The sequence below is a fragment of the Bacillus sp. PK3-067 genome (assembly GCF_056738645.1).
Map to the genome: position 1 here is coordinate 1,263,917 of NZ_CP096490.1, position 13,778 is coordinate 1,277,694.

Genomic DNA, 13,778 nt, shown 5'->3' on the forward strand with positions numbered 1-13,778 from the left:
TAAATAAGTGAAGAATTTCCCCACTATTTAGTTTCCCCATACTCCTGCCTATTAACTTTGGAAAAATCTGGAAGTGAATGCAAAAAAGACCTCTGCCGTTAATAGGCAAAGGTCTTGCTAGACATATGTAATAAAAAATGCCAACAAAGCCGGAAGAACTAAGTTCTACGTAATGACGACTTTGTTTCCAAGAAATATTCTTGGACGCTACTCCCCTTTGGAGATATGTTATTGTATTCTCATTATATGGATAATTTATACGGTTGTCAACCTGTTAAAATATCTTCATTCGGATATTTTATTTTCAGGTTCTTTTTACGAGCAAATGAAAAAGCCAATGTTAAAGGACCCATTTTCCCGAAAAACATCATAAAGATAATAATAGCTTTTCCGATTATAGTTAAGTGGGGTGTTAAATTCATACTGAGGCCAACAGTCCCAAATGCTGAAAATACTTCGAAAGCACTCATCAATAGAGGAACTCGCTCAGTAATACTCAAAATTAAAATAGCAAAAAAGATAAATGAAATGGAAATAATAGTAATGGTTAATGATTTGACAATGAGAGTATCTTTAATGGATTTTTTAAATACGACAATATCCTCTTGTTCTTGTAAAAATTTAAATACGCCAAAAAATATGATTAAAAATGTTGTTAACTTAATCCCACCACCAGTTGAAGCGCTACCAGCACCAATAAACATAAGGAGCATCATTAATAGGAGAGAAGGTTTTGACAATGTAGAAATATCAACAGTATTAAACCCGGCAGTTCGCGTTGAAATTGCTTGAAAATAAGAGGCCAATCCTTCTTCAAATGGGGTAAAACCTCTCATAGAAAGGGAGTTATGGAACTCGAATATAAAAATAAAAAGGGTAGCAATAATGTTGACGATTAGAGTAGAAGAGAGCATAAGTTTTGAATGTAGTGTAAGGTTTTTAAAGTTTTTCTTTCTTTTTATGTCTACGATTACTGTAAAACCAATTCCACCTAAGATGATGAGAGAGGAAATGACGAGATTGACAAGAATGCTATGAGAATGGGACATTAAATTATCGCTCCACACAGAAAAGCCAGCATTGTTAAAGGCTGAGATTGAATGGAAAAAACTATAATAGATCCCTTTCATAACCCCATATTTTGGTACCCATTCAAAAGAAAGAATTATAGTAGCGATACATTCGACTGTAAAAGAGAATAAAAATAATGCTTTGGCAAGACGGATGATGCCGCCGATATTCGTTTGATTTAATGCTTGTTGCAGTAAAATTCGATTTTGAAGACCGATTTTTCTTCCGAGCATAATCGCAATTAAGACAGCAAAGCTCATAATGCCAAGCCCGCCAACTTGTATAAGCGTTAAAATGACACATTGTCCAAACAAAGTAAATACTTTTCCAGTATCTACAACACCAAGCCCAGTAACAGTACAAGCGGAAACGGTTGTAAATAAGGCATCGAGCCATGAAATGGACGTTGTCGTAGCAATGGGTAGTTTTAATAAACATGTGCCGACAACTGATAATACAAGAAAAGACAAAGTAAGAACGCGGGGAGGGCTCATGCTAATATTAATCCGTTTCATTTTACAGATCGCTCCTTTCGTTTTGATTAGTATGTGAAAAAGCACCATTATGTATGTTGAAAATAGAAAGAGGCAGAGAATATCTGCCTCTAAGCCATATGTTATATTATTATCCACGTAATTGTTGTTGAGCTAAAGCAACAAGACGTTTTGTTACTTCACCGCCAACTGAACCGTTAGAACGAGATGCTGTATTAGATCCTAAGCTTACACCAAATTCTTGTGCAATTTCATATTTAAATTGTTCAAGTGCTTGTTCTGCACCTGGAACTAATAATTTGTTTGTTTTTACCATGTTGATACACATCCTTATGAGTAGTCCAGTTCAGCTAAGTTCTTATCTAAACTGGTAACGTTATTTTATGTGGAAACGACGTACTCATACGCGGAAGTAATCGGTGCGATTAGAAGTTCTTGGATAGAAAAAAGAGTAGCAAATTTGCTACTCTTTTTTTAGTATTGTCGCTGTTCCTTCCACGACAATATCATCTGATTGATTATATATGTTTGTTTGCAGCGTAATGATTTTTTTATCATCACGCTTTTTAATAACCTCTGCCACAACGCGAAGTGTATCACCGATTTTGACAGGGGCACGGAATGAAACATTTTGGGATAAATAAATCGTATTTTTGCCTGGGAGTTTCGTTCCAAGGATGGTAGAAATAAAACTCGAAACGAGCATACCGTGAGCAATACGTTCTTTAAACATTGTCGTTTTTGCAAAAGAATCTAAAATGTGAATAGGATTCACATCCCCAGTCAATTTTGCAAAATTGATAACATCTTCATCTGTAATTGTTTTTGTAAGGGATGCTTGATCACCGACTTGAATCTCATCATAGCGAAGCTCCGGAACAGTTTGTGCTTCTTGAAATGGATTCATTTTGTCCTCCTTCTTTTCCATATCGAAAAATGTTAGCCATCTTGATGTAGTAGGAGGAAGAAAGAGTTTTGTTTGTGCTGCGGTTAGCTCCCACATTTTTCTTACTTGATGGAAGTAAATAGATTTTTTGAGTTTTCCTCGAACTTTTTTGCGAGTTCCAACTGTTTTGACTTGAACTCTTCCAAAAAACCCTCTAACTGTTTTTGAGCCTCTTCACGTTGTAATTGTTGTTGCTCAATAAATTGTTTTGTTGTTTCTTCAAATTGGCCGCTTGTTTGGGTAAGAATTGACAATGATGTTTTTGTAGGAGAAACAGTAAGCTGATGCATATGAGCAGAAAGTTCCTTCCATTTGTCCTGCCACTCGTTAATTTGATCATTTAAGGAGTTTCCAGTTAATTGTTTCACGTAATCTGTATATTGGTTATTGAACTGAGCAGTGAGTTGTTGTAGTTCTTTTTCTAGTTCATCTACTCCTGATGTTAATTTATGCAAAGCGTCTTGTTGTTGTTTTAATGTTTCTAAAGTAAGTTGCTCTAATTGCTTCCCAGCTGAAGAGAAAAGGGAAAGTGATTGAGACCAGTTTTTCCAAAATGCATCGACTAATTCGTATGGTTTAGTTTCCATTGTTTGACCCCCAAATGTTTTTTTGCATATTGTGAACGCAGATTACTCTGCTGTACCACCAGGTGAAGATGAAGAATCCTTTTCATCCTTTTCTGGAGAAGTAGAAAATGGAAAGAATGCATTGGTGTATAACGTGAAAAACGTTCGCAACATATTTTGATAATGTTCAAAAGAAGTCGCACATGTTGTTAAATATTGCTCTCCATATTCAGTTAAAGAATAAATTCTTTTTGCCGGCCCTCCATCGCTTGTATCCCAAGTAGAAGAAATAAGGTTTTCTTTTTCTAATTTGCGTAGTGTTCTATAAACATTACCTTGGTCAACAGAAGAAAAGCCGATATCCATTAGCATTTGAATAAGTTTGTAACCATGAAGACTCCAGTCTTTTAGACAGAGAAGTAAGAAGGGAACTAAGAAGTTTTTTGGCATGGAGCTTGGTTGTTTCGCTTGGTTGCTCTCCAAACTTTCGCGTTGTTCTGGTTCATTTTGTAGCATGATTGTGCATCACCTCATGAATCAGTTAGATGGAATTTTTTGCTTATAAGTGCAATTTACACCTATCTGTTTTTAAAGTCAACACATTTGTTAGAAAATAGAAAAAAATAAAATATAGACTTGAAGTTTTATTCAGAATATTAGAAAATAGTGAATAGGTTGAATTGTTTCAAAAACGAAAAAGGGAGTGTAGGTAAAGTGATTGATCAAAAATTCGATCCACTACAAGCATGGAAAAATGCTTATGAACAAACCGAAACATTTTGGGGAAAAGCGCTCAATGAAACAATTAAAACAGAAGAATATTCTGCTTGGATGGGCAGCGTTCTAGATTTGAATTTGTTTTATCAAAAAGCATTAAATGATACGACAAAAAACTATTTAGAACAAGTAAATGTGCCGACGAAAGAGGATATCGCAAGAGTGGCTACGCTTGTTATTAACTTAGAAAATAAAGTAGATAACATTGAGGAGTTTCTAGAGGAGAAAGTAGATTCTTTAGGGCAAGCTCCTACATTAAAGCGTGATGTAACGAAAGTAAAACAAGATATTCGTACGCTTGAAACAAAAGTAGATCAAATTTTAGAATTGCTAGAAAAGCAAAATGCAGTACTAGCTAAACTACAAGTACCTGTAAAAGAAGAGGTAAAGCCTGCGAATAAACCAGAAAATAAAAAATGATAAAAGCGCTTGTTTATAACAGATAAAAGAGAGAGGGAGAATCTCTTTTCACGTATAAACAGCGAAACATAATTATATATGGACTCTATAGTATGAGTACCAAAATGATTCATAACAATCGTTCACAAATTCATTTAAGGGGGAAAAGAAATGGTTCAATTAAATGGAAAAGTAGCAATCGTAACAGGTGGAGCAAAAGGAATTGGAAAAGCAATTACAGTAGCATTAGCACAAGAGGGAGCGAAAGTAGTTATTAACTATAATAGCAGTAAAGAAGCAGCTGAAAATTTAGTAAATGAATTAGGAAAAGAAGGACATGACGTTTATGCAGTGCAAGCGGATGTTTCTAAAGTAGAAGATGCAAACCGACTTGTAGAAGAAACTGTGAATCATTTTGGTAAAGTTGATATTCTTGTTAATAATGCTGGTATTACAAGAGACCGTACATTCAAAAAGTTAAATCGTGAAGATTGGGAGCGCGTAATTGACGTGAATTTAAGCAGCGTATTTAATACGACAAGTGCGGTTCTTCCATACATAACGGAAGCAGAAGAAGGAAGAATTATTAGCATTTCTTCTATTATTGGTCAAGCAGGTGGATTTGGCCAAACAAACTACTCAGCAGCAAAAGCGGGTATGTTAGGATTTACAAAATCATTAGCGTTAGAACTTGCAAAAACAAATGTCACTGTAAATGCTATTTGCCCAGGATTTATTGATACTGAAATGGTAGCAGAAGTACCAGAAGAAGTACGTCAAAAAATCGTTGCAAAAATCCCGAAAAAACGTTTTGGTCAAGCTGATGAAATTGCAAAAGGTGTAGTATACCTATGCCGTGACGGTGCGTATATCACAGGTCAACAATTAAACATTAACGGCGGATTATATATGTAATGAAGTAAGAAAAAAGTGCATATCCATAGCAGGAATGCACTTCTTTTTTTTTAAGAAGGAAATCGACCAAAAAGGAGATAGAAAAATGACTACATTCGCAACAGAATGGGAAAAGCAATTAGAGCTATACCCAGAAGAGTACCGAAAAGCATACCGCCGAGTGAAAAGGGCGAGTGAAATTTTATTACGTGAACCAGAGCCGCAAGTCGGATTAACGCCGAAAGAGGTTATTTGGACGAAGAATAAGACGAAGCTTTATCGCTACATTCCAAAACAAGAAAAAACACAAAGAGTTCCAATTCTGTTAATATATGCTCTTATTAATAAACCATATATTATGGATTTAACTCCTGGAAATAGTTTAGTGGAATATCTAGTGGATCGTGGTTTTGATGTATATATGCTTGATTGGGGCACATTTGGTTTAGAAGATAGTCATTTGAAATTTGATGATTTCGTGTTTGATTATATTGCAAAAGCAGTAAAAAAAGTAATGCGAACTGCAAAATCGGACGAGATTTCTTTACTTGGTTATTGCATGGGTGGAACGCTAACTTCTATTTATGCAGCGCTTCATCCGCACATGCCAATTCGTAATTTAATTTTCATGACAAGTCCTTTTGATTTCTCTGAAACAGGATTGTATGGTCCTTTATTAGATGAGAAATACTTCAATTTAGATAAAGCGGTTGATACATTTGGAAATATTCCGCCAGAAATGATTGATTTCGGAAACAAAATGTTAAAGCCAATTACGAACTTTGTTGGTCCATATGTTGCTCTAGTAGATCGTTCAGAGAATGAACGCTTCGTCGAAAGCTGGAGATTGGTTCAAAAGTGGGTTGGTGATGGTATTCCGTTCCCAGGTGAATCATACAGACAGTGGATTCGTGATTTTTATCAAAATAATAAATTGGTTAAGGGTGAACTCGTTATTCGCGGACAAAAGGTAGATCTTGCAAATATTAAGGCGAATGTCTTAAATATTTCCGGGAAACGTGATCATATCGCTTTGCCATGTCAAGTAGAAGCATTACTAGACCATATTTCTAGCACAGATAAACAATATGTATGTTTACCAACAGGGCATATGTCTATCGTTTACGGTGGAACAGCTGTAAAACAAACATATCCGACGATTGGAAATTGGCTTGAAGAGCGTTCTAATTAAAAATAAAAAATCCAACTAGCCTATGTTAGTTGGATTTTTTTGTGAAAAATAACAAAACATAGAAAGGAGAAATTTATATTTTAGGAGTATAATTATGAAACTTATGACAGGTAAGTTGTTTTGGAATACAGGAGTTTCAGTACCTTGTTATCCACCGTTAGGAAGTGATATGATATGTGATGTGCTTGTAGTCGGAAGTGGCGAAGCAGGTGCCCATATAGCGTATTCTTTAGCGAAAATAGGTATGAGTGTAATGCTTATTGAAAAAAGAGAAATTGCATGTGGTAGTACATTTGCAAATGTAGGTGTATTACAGTTTATTCATGATAAATCGTTAACCTCACTTATCCATACATTTGGTGAAGAGAAAGGGGTACGAGCATATAAACTGTGTTACGAAGCGTTACGGACAATGGAGAAAGTGGTACCTACTCTCGATATTGATCCCTATTTTATTCCGAGAAGTAGTTTATATTATGCAAGTAAAAGTGAGGATGTCTCATTTTTACAAGAGGAGTACAATACGTTACAGAATTATGGATTTCCTGTTGAGTATTTTACAGAATCTGATATTAAGAAACGTTATCCTTTCATAAAACAAGCGGCATTATATACACACGGTGATGCCGAGGTGAATCCGTATTTATTAGCGCACAGTCTTTTGCATAAAGCAAATCAAATGGGAGCTAATATATATGAACATACAGAGGCAATACATATAAAAAAACGTAAAAATGATTTAATTTGTTACACGAAAATAGGAAATCAAATTGTAGCAAAGAATATTATTATGGCGACAGGTTATGAAGCGCTTTTTGGAAAGAAAGAAAGAAAGAAAGAAAGAAAAAATACAACAGTAGACACCTCTTATGCAATTGTAACAAATGAAATAGATCAGTTTGAAGGCTGGCATGAGCGATCGTTAATTTGGGAAACGGCACGACCCTACTTATATTTTCGAACGTATCGAAGCCGCATTATAGTAGGCGGATTAGATGAAGCGCTGCAAATTCAAACAATTGGTGATACGAAATTATTGCATAAGCGTGATATCCTTATTAATATTGTAAAAGAGATGTTCCCGCAGTATAAAAATATACAGGCAGACTACTATTGGGCAGCCGCATTTGGTGGTACTCATGATGGTCTCCCCATTTTAAAAGAAGACGAAAAGATACATAATTTGTTTTACGCATTGCCGTATGGAGGTAATGGAACTGTATATGGAATGGTCTTTGCCAAATTATTTGAGCAGTTATTTACAAATAAAGAAAGTAAAGATTTTTCTTTATTTAATCGATAGAAAAAAGGTAGCGAAGTGATGGAATGAGAGATATAAAAAAGTTTTTACAAAAATTACGTCCTGTACAACTCATCGTTTTGTTTTATTTGTTAGCAGTAGTTGTATCGGTGATATTGCTTAGTTTACCGTTTGTTACGAAGCCTGGTGTGAAATGGACATTTATAGATGCGCTTTTTACATCGGTTAGTGCGGTAAGCGTTACGGGACTGTCTGTTATTACGATTTCAGATACGTTTACTACAGCAGGAATTATTGTTTTAGCCCTTATTCTACAATTAGGCGGCTTAGGAATTATGGCGCTTGGTACATTTGTTTGGATCATTACGGGGAAAAAGATTGGTTTGCAAAGAAGAAGATTAATTATGGCAGACCATAATCAAGGGAATTTATCGGGTCTTGTAGAATTGATGCGTTCTATTTTGATTGTAATTATTTCAATAGAACTTATTGGAGCAATCCTATTAGGTACAAGATTTTTACTTTACTTTCCGACTTGGAAAGAAGCTTATTTTCACGGTTTCTTTGCAGCTGTTAGTGCGACTACGAACGGCGGATTTGATTTAACAGGACAATCATTAATTCCTTATAAAAAAGATTATATTGTTCAAATGATTCATATGTTACTAATTATTTTAGGAGCGATTGGTTTTCCTGTGCTAATGGAAGTGAAACAATTCCTTAGTAAAAGGAGACAACAATTATTCCGTTTTTCATTATTTACAAAACTGACGACAACAACATTTTTTGCACTCGTTGTTGTTGGTACAATTATGATTTTTTTACTGGAGAGAAATCATTTTTTAGTAGGAAAGTCATGGCATGAAACTGTATTTTATACATTATTCCAATCTGTGACGACGCGAAGTGGTGGACTTGCTACGATGGATATACGTGAATTGTCACAACCGACGCTTTTATTTATGAGTATATTAATGTTTATAGGGGCATCTCCAAGTTCGGTTGGGGGCGGAATACGTACAACAACATTTGCTGTTAGTATATTGTCACTATATACCTTTGCAAGGGGTGGTAGAACAGTTAGAGTCTTCAAACGTCAGCTACATGAAGAGGATGTACTGAAAGCATCTGTCGTTATGACGATGGGGATTTTGTTATGTGCTACTGCGCTATTCATTTTATCTATTACGGAAAATGTACCGCTTATGAGCTTAATTGTTGAAGTTTGTTCTGCTTTCGGAACGACGGGACTATCAACAGGTGTTACGCCTGATTTAACAACTGTTGGGAAACTTGTACTTATTGTGCTTATGTTTATCGGACGCGTTGGTATTTTAACATTTATTTTAGCTAGTGGTGGAAGGGAACAACCACCTCGCTATAAATACCCGAAAGAGCGGATTATTATTGGATAGTATGAAACCATTCTACCTACGTTAGGTAGAATGGTTTTTTAGTCGTTAATTCCAAATTGTGGATGCATAAAAGTTTCATTTTTATTATCCGCTTCGTTTTTTAGCAACTCTTGATTTTCTTCTGAAATCCACCCAATATCATTTGTAGGATGGATCCACTCATCGCCAGCCATAATGGCAGGATCTATTTTATCACTCCAATTGTTAAGTGGACTGTTCTCGGAATTATATTTACTGTCTCCAATTACAACATCATATTGATTCACAAAAGGTTGTTGCATCGTTTTTCCTGTTCCTTTAAAAGATGGAAAATTCATTTGATGCGGGAGCGTTTCGTCTAAAATTGGTGATTGAATCTTTTCTTTTTTCTTCAAAATTATCGCTCCTTTTTATAATGATTTCTTCATACGTAGTATTTCCATCTAACGCCTCTTATGTACTTGTTAACACTTGCCAGTAATAATTATTTTAAGTTGTTTCAAACTAGAGTAGAAAGTGATTTCTTGAGAGCAGGTGAATGTATTGGTAAAAAGAAAAGTGAAACAAAATGCGGCAATCAATAATAATAAAACTCCGAAAGAAAGCTTACCAGATGCAGAATTTGCATTAGAGTATGAAGGAGAAAATAGCGCAAAGTATGCTAATCGTAATTCAAAAAAAGGGAAACAAAAATGAGGCGTTTTTTACAAACGCCTCATTTTTTTGTGGGATTATAAAGGTTTTTTTAATTATTTGTAAATTTAGTGTTTTCTATTAGCAGAAAAATGCGAAAAAACATAGAAGTAGCAACGTATTACACAAAAATAAACAACAAACAAAAGATTAATGTTGGTTTAATACTGCTTTTACACTAGTTGTTTATATTTGAGTTGTACATAAGATTTGTAAAAGGAGAGAGAAACAGTGAAAAAAACAATCTTTAAAGCTGTAGCGACTGGAATGGTATTTTCGTTATTAATGGGGTGTGGTGCAAAGAAGGAAGAAAGTGCTGGAGCGAAAGTGAAAGATGACAAATTATCTGGATCATTAACTGTTTACACAGCAATTGAAGAAGAGCTTGTACCAATTTATCTTGATTCCTTTAAAAAGAAATATCCTGATGTGAAATTGAACATTGTACGTGATTCAACAGGAGTTATTACTGCGAAATTGCTAGCTGAAGGGAAAAATACACAAGCAGATGTTGTATGGGGAACTGCGGCATCAAGTCTATTAGCTTTAGATAAAAAAGATATGTTAAAAGGATACTCTCCAAAAGGAGCAGATCGTGTTCTTCCACAATTTAAAGATGATAAGCAACCTGAAAAATGGGTAGGAAATACTGCATTTATGACGGGGATTGCTGTAAATAAAGAAGAGTTAAAGAAGAAAAATTTACCGATGCCAGAATCATATGAAGATTTAACGAAACCAGAGTATAAAGGAACACTTGTTATGCCACATCCAGCATCATCTGGAACAGGATTTTTAACAGTTTCTGCATGGCTACAAATCATGGGTGAAGATAAAGGCTGGGATTACATGAAGAAACTTCATGATAATATGGCAAGTTATACGCATTCAGGATCAAAACCAGCGAAATTAGCAGGAGCAGGTGAATATCCAGTCGGTGTATCAATGGTTTATAGTGCTTTAAAAGAGAAACAAAAAGGTGCACCAGTTGAAGTTGTACTGCCGAAAGAAGGATTAGGGTGGGAAGTAGAAGCGAACGCACTTATTAAGAAAGATAATGCGAAAAATGATAAATTAGCACAAGCATTTTTAGATTGGGCAATTACTGATGATGTAATGAAGTTATACTTTGAGAAAAATGGATTTGCGACAATTAAAAATGATTATAAACTTCCAGAGGGATTCCCGAAAGATGTTACTGAAAAATTATATAAAAAGAATGACTTTAAATGGGCAGCAGAAAATCGTGACAAAATTTTAGAAAAATGGGAAAAAGAGTTTGGCCAAAAAGCAGAACCGAAAAAGTAAGTGAGTGGGAGAGAGAAAAATGAGCGAATATTTATCAATTCAACACATTCAAAAACAGTTTGATGCATTTACAGCGTTAAAAGATATTTCTTTTACTGTGAACAAAAATGAGTTTGTTTGTTTATTAGGCCCGAGTGGCTGTGGGAAAACGACGTTGCTTCGCATTTTAGCGGGACTAGAGGAACCAACGACTGGCAGTATAGCTGTGAATGGAAAAGATATTACAGCATTGCCTCCTGGAAAGAGAAACTTCGGAATGGTTTTCCAATCGTATGCTTTATTTCCGAATTTAACAGCACTTGAAAATATTGAATACGGCTTAAAGACAAAAAAATATGGGAAAGCAGAAGTGAAAGAGAAAGCGCTAGATGCGTTAAAACTTGTAGATTTGCTGAATGTAAAAGATAAATATCCTGCTCAAATGTCTGGTGGACAACAGCAGCGAGTAGCACTTGCACGTGCGCTCGCTCTGTCTCCAGATATTTTGTTACTCGATGAGCCGTTATCAGCTTTAGATGCAAAAGTGCGTGAAAAATTACGTAGGGAAATGCGTGATTTGCAAGAGAAAATAGGAGTAACGACGATTATGGTAACGCATGATCAAGAAGAGGCATTAACAATGGCTGATAAAATTGTTGTAATGAATCATGCGGAAATTATGCAGATTGGAACACCAGAGGAGATTTATCAAAGACCAGCCAATCCGTTTGTGGCAGATTTTATTGGTTCTATTAATTTCTTTTCGAAAAATAACGAAGAACATGCAATTCGTCCTGAACATGTAACAATTGTACAAAAGGACGGTATTAAAACAGTTGTGGAAAGTATGGAATTTCGCGGATCTGTATATCGGACGGAAGTGCGAGTCTTAGAAGAAAACACACACCTTTATAATGAGAAAATTGTAGTGGATATATTAGCATCAGAAGTAGAAGCAACGGCTATTAGAAAAGGAAAGCCGATTCAAATCTCTTTCTCAGAAAATCATATGTTGTCATATGGAAAGAAGGTCATTGTATAGATGGAGATGTTAGAAAACTATAAGGTAGAAAGTACGAAAAAAAAGATTAAGAGAAGTATAGGGAAAGAGGAATGGATCCAACGGCTCGTAATTATCGGTATGATTTTTTCTTTCCTTATCATACTTGTATTACCGCTATTACAACTATTTACACAGGCTTTTTATAATAAAGATGGAGTTTTCGTTGGTTTAGCGAATTTCAGTAAATATTTCACAACACCAACTTTAGTTCAGTCTTTACAAAATACAGTATGGATTTCGGGCGCAACAACAATTATTTCAGTTGCAATCGCATTCGTTTACGCATATGCAATTGCCCGTACGAATGTTTTTGGAAAGCGTGTATTTCAGTATGTAGCGTTATTACCATTGTTCGCACCAACGATGATGCACGGTATAGCACTTACATATTTATTTGGTAATCAAGGGCTAGTAACGAAAGGAATGTTTGGTTTATTTGAAGGTATACAAATCCCTTTATATGGACCAGTAGGAATTGTAATAGCTGAAGTTATGTATACATTTCCACAAGCCTTTCTTATATTGCTAATTGCCTTCCAAGGATCTGATTATCGTTTATATGAAGCTTCTAATATGTTAGGGGCGAGTAAAACAAAGCAATTTTTCACGGTTACTTTACCTAGTGTAAAGTACGGATTAATTAGTGCAATGTTTGTTGTGTTTACACTTAGTTTTACTGATTTTGGGGCACCAAAAATTGTTGGTGGTCAATATAATGTGCTTGCTACTGACGTATACAAACAAGTAATTGGACAGCAAAATATGCCGATGGGTGCAACTGTCGGAATGATTTTATTAATCCCAGCTATATTCGCATTTGTAGTTGATCGTATTACGCAAAGAAAGCAGGCGAATTTCTTATCTTCAAAAGCAGTACCATACAGAATAATAGCTAATAAGAAAAGAGATGTAATCTCATTCATATATTGTAGTGTGATTACACTTATGATCATTCTATTATTTGTTGCAGTTGGTATTGCTGCAAGTGTGAAAGTATGGCCATATAATATGAGTTTTACATTTGAGCATTTTAATTTTTCAAGTTTAACAGGAGATGGACTTGAAGCATTTAAAAATAGCGTAATTGTTTCAGCAGTTACAGCAGTTATTGGGGCGATTTTAACATTTGTATTCGCATATGCAATTGAGAAAATAGACCAGCTACAATTTTTCAGAAAAACAGGTTACTTTTTCTCTATAGTGCCGTTAGCGATACCAGGTTTAGTACTCGGATTAGGATATGTCTTTTTCTTTAGTCAACCAACGATTCAAATTCTTGGACTATCAGTAACGAATCCGTTTCATTCTTTATACGGAACAATCGCTGTATTAGTACTAGTAAATATCATTCATTTTTATTCTGTAACATTTGTCACGGCAACGACTGCCTTAAAGAAATTAGACCGAGAGTTTGAGCTTGTTTCGCAGTCGATGGGTATTCCGTTTTATAAAACATTCTTCCGAGTAACAGTACCAATGTGTTTACCAGCAATTTTAGAAATGGTAATGTACTACTTCGTAAATTCAATGGTAACTGTATCGGCAGTTGTATTCCTATATGCAGCTGATTTTAAACTAGCTGCCGTATCAATCGTAAATATGGATGATGCAGGAAATGTAGCACCAGCAGCTGCAATGAGTGTACTTATTGTTGTTACAAATATTGTAGTGAGAGTTGTATATGAATGGGGAACGAAAGCACTTCGTAACCGAACTTCACAATGGCAAAAAAGATAAGTAA

15 protein-coding genes are annotated in these 13,778 nt (G+C 35.2%); 9 read left to right on the forward strand and 6 right to left on the reverse strand.

Annotated features, from left to right (window positions below):
• Positions 1-266: 266 nt before the first annotated feature.
• The 5 genes from M1D73_RS06555 to phaQ all read right to left on the reverse strand — a co-directional run bounded on the left by M1D73_RS06555 (position 267) and on the right by phaQ (position 3,593).
• Positions 267-1,586 (reverse strand): TrkH family potassium uptake protein, encoded by a 1,320-nt coding sequence (locus M1D73_RS06555; protein ID WP_000822360.1) that lies wholly within the window; start codon positions 1,584-1,586, stop codon positions 267-269.
• A 109-nt stretch (positions 1,587-1,695) separates the two neighbouring features.
• The gene (locus M1D73_RS06560) at positions 1,696-1,881 is read right to left on the reverse strand and encodes an alpha/beta-type small acid-soluble spore protein (protein WP_000241212.1); all 186 of its coding nucleotides are present in this window, start codon (positions 1,879-1,881) and stop codon (positions 1,696-1,698) included.
• A 147-nt stretch (positions 1,882-2,028) separates the two neighbouring features.
• Positions 2,029-2,472 (reverse strand): MaoC family dehydratase, encoded by a 444-nt coding sequence (locus tag M1D73_RS06565; RefSeq protein ID WP_001067916.1) that lies wholly within the window; start codon positions 2,470-2,472, stop codon positions 2,029-2,031.
• 101 nt (positions 2,473-2,573) lie between these two features.
• A complete protein-coding gene (gene phaP, locus M1D73_RS06570) occupies positions 2,574-3,098 on the reverse strand; it encodes a polyhydroxyalkanoic acid inclusion protein PhaP (RefSeq protein WP_000448594.1) in 525 nt (174 codons plus the stop codon).
• A 42-nt stretch (positions 3,099-3,140) separates the two neighbouring features.
• Positions 3,141-3,593, reverse strand: coding sequence for a poly-beta-hydroxybutyrate-responsive repressor (phaQ, locus tag M1D73_RS06575; RefSeq protein ID WP_440046464.1), 453 nt, complete (start codon positions 3,591-3,593; stop codon positions 3,141-3,143).
• Between the two features lie 198 nt (positions 3,594-3,791).
• Here phaQ and phaR point away from each other — a divergent pair, with 198 nt between their 5' ends.
• From phaR to M1D73_RS06600, 5 genes are all read left to right on the forward strand, one after another.
• Positions 3,792-4,274, forward strand: coding sequence for a polyhydroxyalkanoic acid synthase subunit PhaR (phaR, locus tag M1D73_RS06580; protein WP_000566942.1), 483 nt, complete (start codon positions 3,792-3,794; stop codon positions 4,272-4,274).
• Positions 4,275-4,424: 150 nt separating this feature from the next.
• A complete protein-coding gene (locus tag M1D73_RS06585; protein ID WP_000250414.1) occupies positions 4,425-5,168 on the forward strand; it encodes an acetoacetyl-CoA reductase in 744 nt (247 codons plus the stop codon).
• 85 nt (positions 5,169-5,253) lie between these two features.
• Positions 5,254-6,339, forward strand: a complete 1,086-nt coding sequence (gene phaC / locus M1D73_RS06590) for a class III poly(R)-hydroxyalkanoic acid synthase subunit PhaC (RefSeq protein WP_000206336.1) — start codon at positions 5,254-5,256, stop codon at positions 6,337-6,339.
• Positions 6,340-6,433: 94 nt separating this feature from the next.
• Complete coding sequence (locus M1D73_RS06595; RefSeq protein ID WP_121868147.1) at positions 6,434-7,642, forward strand: NAD(P)/FAD-dependent oxidoreductase; 1,209 nt, start codon at positions 6,434-6,436, stop codon at positions 7,640-7,642.
• A gap of 23 nt (positions 7,643-7,665) precedes the next feature.
• Positions 7,666-9,015, forward strand: a complete 1,350-nt coding sequence (locus M1D73_RS06600; RefSeq protein ID WP_001204705.1) for a TrkH family potassium uptake protein — start codon at positions 7,666-7,668, stop codon at positions 9,013-9,015.
• Positions 9,016-9,053: 38 nt separating this feature from the next.
• On the opposite strand, the gene M1D73_RS06605 is transcribed toward M1D73_RS06600, so the two are convergent.
• Positions 9,054-9,389, reverse strand: coding sequence for a DUF3905 domain-containing protein (locus M1D73_RS06605; RefSeq protein ID WP_121868148.1), 336 nt, complete (start codon positions 9,387-9,389; stop codon positions 9,054-9,056).
• A gap of 148 nt (positions 9,390-9,537) precedes the next feature.
• Between M1D73_RS06605 and M1D73_RS06610 the strand changes: the two genes are divergently transcribed.
• From M1D73_RS06610 to M1D73_RS06625, 4 genes are all read left to right on the forward strand, one after another.
• Positions 9,538-9,690: a hypothetical protein gene (locus tag M1D73_RS06610; RefSeq protein WP_000240799.1), complete on the forward strand. Its 153-nt coding sequence runs from the start codon at positions 9,538-9,540 to the stop codon at positions 9,688-9,690.
• A 228-nt stretch (positions 9,691-9,918) separates the two neighbouring features.
• A complete protein-coding gene (locus M1D73_RS06615) occupies positions 9,919-10,995 on the forward strand; it encodes a putative 2-aminoethylphosphonate ABC transporter substrate-binding protein (protein WP_000750893.1) in 1,077 nt (358 codons plus the stop codon).
• Positions 10,996-11,014: 19 nt separating this feature from the next.
• A complete protein-coding gene (locus tag M1D73_RS06620) occupies positions 11,015-12,016 on the forward strand; it encodes a putative 2-aminoethylphosphonate ABC transporter ATP-binding protein (RefSeq protein ID WP_000006197.1) in 1,002 nt (333 codons plus the stop codon).
• Entirely contained in the window at positions 12,017-13,774 is a 1,758-nt protein-coding gene (locus M1D73_RS06625) for a putative 2-aminoethylphosphonate ABC transporter permease subunit (protein ID WP_000425521.1), read from the forward strand.
• Positions 13,775-13,778 lie beyond the last annotated feature (4 nt).

Bases quoted from the DNA above. Each gene is read 5' to 3' on its own strand.
- M1D73_RS06620 (WP_000006197.1), top strand. From the start codon at position 11,015: ATGAGCGAATATTTATCAATTCAACACATTCAAAAACAGTTTGATGCA.
- phaQ (WP_440046464.1), bottom strand. From the start codon at position 3,593: ATGCTACAAAATGAACCAGAACAACGCGAAAGTTTGGAGAGCAACCAA.
- M1D73_RS06625 (WP_000425521.1), top strand. From the start codon at position 12,017: ATGGAGATGTTAGAAAACTATAAGGTAGAAAGTACGAAAAAAAAGATT.
- phaC (WP_000206336.1), top strand. From the start codon at position 5,254: ATGACTACATTCGCAACAGAATGGGAAAAGCAATTAGAGCTATACCCA.
- M1D73_RS06595 (WP_121868147.1), top strand. From the start codon at position 6,434: ATGAAACTTATGACAGGTAAGTTGTTTTGGAATACAGGAGTTTCAGTA.
- M1D73_RS06600 (WP_001204705.1), top strand. From the start codon at position 7,666: ATGAGAGATATAAAAAAGTTTTTACAAAAATTACGTCCTGTACAACTC.
- phaP (WP_000448594.1), bottom strand. From the start codon at position 3,098: ATGGAAACTAAACCATACGAATTAGTCGATGCATTTTGGAAAAACTGG.
- M1D73_RS06585 (WP_000250414.1), top strand. From the start codon at position 4,425: ATGGTTCAATTAAATGGAAAAGTAGCAATCGTAACAGGTGGAGCAAAA.
- M1D73_RS06555 (WP_000822360.1), bottom strand. From the start codon at position 1,586: ATGAAACGGATTAATATTAGCATGAGCCCTCCCCGCGTTCTTACTTTG.
- M1D73_RS06560 (WP_000241212.1), bottom strand. From the start codon at position 1,881: ATGGTAAAAACAAACAAATTATTAGTTCCAGGTGCAGAACAAGCACTT.
- M1D73_RS06565 (WP_001067916.1), bottom strand. From the start codon at position 2,472: ATGAATCCATTTCAAGAAGCACAAACTGTTCCGGAGCTTCGCTATGAT.